The sequence below is a fragment of the Corallococcus sp. AB049A genome (assembly GCF_003668885.1).
In the GTDB taxonomy this organism is placed as follows: Bacteria; Myxococcota; Myxococcia; order Myxococcales; family Myxococcaceae; genus Corallococcus; species Corallococcus interemptor.
This window is the reverse complement of record NZ_RAWL01000686.1, coordinates 1-2,659: the sequence shown is the minus strand read 5'-3', so window position 1 is coordinate 2,659 and position 2,659 is coordinate 1. Positions and strand designations below refer to the sequence as shown.

The 2,659-nt window shown below is 70.1% G+C and carries 5 protein-coding genes; all 5 read right to left on the bottom strand.

Annotated features, from left to right (window positions below; translation table 11 throughout):
• The coding region (gene bacP / locus D7X55_RS38255) for a bactofilin BacP (protein WP_233610323.1) at positions 1 to 484 on the bottom strand (484 nt) is incomplete at its 3' end.
• A gap of 3 nt (positions 485 to 487) precedes the next feature.
• Positions 488 to 811: a polymer-forming cytoskeletal protein gene (locus D7X55_RS38250; RefSeq protein WP_002636698.1), complete on the bottom strand. Its 324-nt coding sequence runs from the start codon at positions 809 to 811 to the stop codon at positions 488 to 490.
• A gap of 65 nt (positions 812 to 876) precedes the next feature.
• The gene (gene bacN / locus D7X55_RS38245; protein ID WP_120537550.1) at positions 877 to 1,218 is read right to left on the bottom strand and encodes a bactofilin BacN; all 342 of its coding nucleotides are present in this window, start codon (positions 1,216 to 1,218) and stop codon (positions 877 to 879) included.
• Positions 1,219 to 1,271: 53 nt separating this feature from the next.
• A complete protein-coding gene (locus D7X55_RS38240; RefSeq protein WP_120546696.1) occupies positions 1,272 to 2,108 on the bottom strand; it encodes an alpha/beta hydrolase in 837 nt (278 codons plus the stop codon).
• Between the two features lie 12 nt (positions 2,109 to 2,120).
• Positions 2,121 to 2,659, bottom strand: a 539-nt coding sequence (locus D7X55_RS38235; RefSeq protein ID WP_121725614.1) for a tetratricopeptide repeat protein, incomplete at its 5' end; no start/stop codon positions are given.

The following is a 2,659-nucleotide window of genomic DNA, read 5'->3' as shown; positions in this document are numbered from 1 at the left end:
GCGTCGGGGCGGCGCGCGGCGGAGCGGCCGGCGGCGTCGGAGGACGCGGCGGGGTGGCGCCCGGACGCACCGTGGGACGCGTCACCGCCTGGGGGCGGGCCACGGCGGGGCGCTCGGACGGCAGCCGGCCCGGTTCCACGTCGCCCATGTCCACGCGGCCGCGGAAGCTGGCCCCGTCCACGATGATGACGCGCGGGGCGCGGATGTCGCCCACCATGCGGCCCTCGCGGGTGAGCTCCACGCTCTCGGTGGCGTTGATGTTGCCCACCACCACGCCGCTGACGATGGCGTTCTTCACCGCCACGTTGGCCTTCACCACGCCGGACGGCTCCACGATGAGGGTGCGGCTGAGGGTCAGCTCACCCTCGACGCGGCCGCGGACCGTGAGGTCCTCGTCACCCGTGAGCCGACCGCTGATGAGGATGGAGGGCCCCACCACGGTGTTGTCGACGGTGTTGCCTGCAAGCTCCTTGGCGGTGGCCACGGATCAGCGCTCCTTCATGTCCATGTCGACGTTGCCCTTGAAGGAGGCACCGTCGGCGATGAGGATGCGCGGGGCCTTGATGTCGCCCACCACGCGGCAGTCCGTCTTCAGCTCGACCTTGTCGCTGGCGACGATGTTGCCCGTCACGCGGCCGGCGATCTCCACGTTCTGCGTCTCGATGTCCGCCTCGACGACGCCCGAGCCCTCCACGTAGAGGCTCTCCTTGAGGGAGATCTTCCCCTTCACGGTGCCCTGGATGACCAGGTCCTCGTCACCGGAAATCTCCCCGTCGATGACGATGCTCGAACCAATGACCGTATTCGCCATGAGTGTTGTCCGCCTTCTCGAAGCTGTGCGCCTGGGGGGAGCCGTGGGACGGCCCCCGGTGGATGCTAGATGTCGTCCGGCAACTTCACGTCCATCTCGATGGAGCCGTTGAACACCGCTCCGTCCTCGATGACGACCCGCGGGGCCTTGATGTCGCCCGCCACCTTCGCCGAGGCGTTGATGGCCACGCGCGTGGAAGCGTCGATGTTGCCGCTCGCCTCGCCGTTGATGGTCAGTTCCTCGGCGCGGATGTCCGCCTGGACCTTGCCGGTGCCTTCGATGGTGAGGTGGTTCTTCAGGGCGATCTGCCCCTCCACACGCCCTTCGATGACCAGGTCCCCACCGCCCGTGAGGTTGCCCCTGATGACGATGCCCTTGCCAATGATGCCCGTTTCACCCTGTGCCATGAGGTGATCCTCGCCAGCGCCTGCTCCAGTGGGAGCGGGGCGACCTGATTATGTCAGAGATGCGCGGAGATCCAGCCGGAGATGTCCTGGAACACCGTCGCGCGGTCCCGCTCGTTGAGCGGCTCGTGCCGCATGCCGGGGTACTCCTTGAACTTCTTGTCCGCCGTCCCCGCCGCCTCGAAGAAGGCCCGCGCCGCCGCCGGCAGCGCCACCCCGTCCTCCTGGCCGCACAGCACGAACAGCGGCACTTGAATCTTCGGCGCCAGGCCCAACGTCTGCGCCTGGGCGGCCGTGGACTCCACGAACCAGCGGGGCGTGGCGAAGGGCACGTACAGCGGGTCCGCGGTGACTGCCTTCTGGATTTCCGGGTCGGTGCTGAGCATGTCCGGGGCCAGGCCCGAGGGGACCTTCATCCACGGCACCAGGGAGCCCACCATGCGCGCGGCCAGCACCTTCGCGGCGGGGGGGCTGATGGCCAGCTTGAGGTAGGGCGCGGAGAGGATGGCACCGGACAGGCCCTCCAGCCGCCCGGTGAGGGCGTGCGCGGCCATCAGGCCGCCGTGGCTGTGGGCCAGGAGGAAGATCTTCTGGTCGCCCGCGGCCTTGCGCACGCGCTGCCAGAAGCCATCCAGGTCATCCAGGAACTCCGTCCACTTCGCGGCGTAGGCGCGCCGGCCGTCCGCGCGGCCGTGGCCCCGGTAGTCGAACCCGTGCACGGCGAAGCCGTCCGCCACCAGCGCGTCGATGACGGGGCGGTAGCGGCCGATGTGGTCGCCGTAGCCATGGACGATGGCGACGTGCGCGCGGGGGCCTGAGTCCGGCAGGTCCAGCGTCCAGAACAGCCGGGTGTTGTCCTTCCCGGTGAAGAAGCCTTCGTCGTGGCGGGCCATGAGCCCGGGACCTTAGCGGCCCTGCGCGGTCGAGGGTAGCGCCTTCAACTTGCGCTCCAGGGTGATGCGCTGATCCGCCGGCTCGGCGGCCTCCGGCTCCAGCGTCAGCACCTCCAGCGCGCGCTTCCAGACCCGGACGGCGTCCGGGGCGCGGCCCGCCTTGAGGTAGGCATCCCCCAGGTGCTCCAGGATGGGGGGCTCGTCCGGGGACAGGTCCACCGCGCGCTCCAAAAGCTCCACGGCCTTCTTCGCGTCGCCGCGCTGGAAGTACACCCACCCCAGTGAATCGATGTAGGCCGCGTTGTCCGGCTTGAGCGCCAGCGCGCGGCGCACCAGCCGCTCGGCCTCGTCCAGGTCCCTGCCCCGCTGGGCCATCACGTAGCCCATGAAGTTCATGGCCGCGGCGTGGTCCGGCTTCAGCGCCAGCACCGCCCGCATGCGCGAGAGCGCCCCGGGCACGTCGCCCTGGCGCTCCAGCAGGGTGCCCAGGACGAACTGCAGGTCCTGGTTCCGGGGGGCCTTCGCGACGGCGTCCCGGAGCAGCGTCTGCG

Coding starts and splice junctions, on each gene's coding strand:
- D7X55_RS38240 (WP_120546696.1), bottom strand. CDS start 2,108: ATGGCCCGCCACGACGAAGGCTTCTTCACCGGGAAGGACAACACCCGG.
- bacN (WP_120537550.1), bottom strand. CDS start 1,218: ATGGCACAGGGTGAAACGGGCATCATTGGCAAGGGCATCGTCATCAGG.
- D7X55_RS38250 (WP_002636698.1), bottom strand. CDS start 811: ATGGCGAATACGGTCATTGGTTCGAGCATCGTCATCGACGGGGAGATT.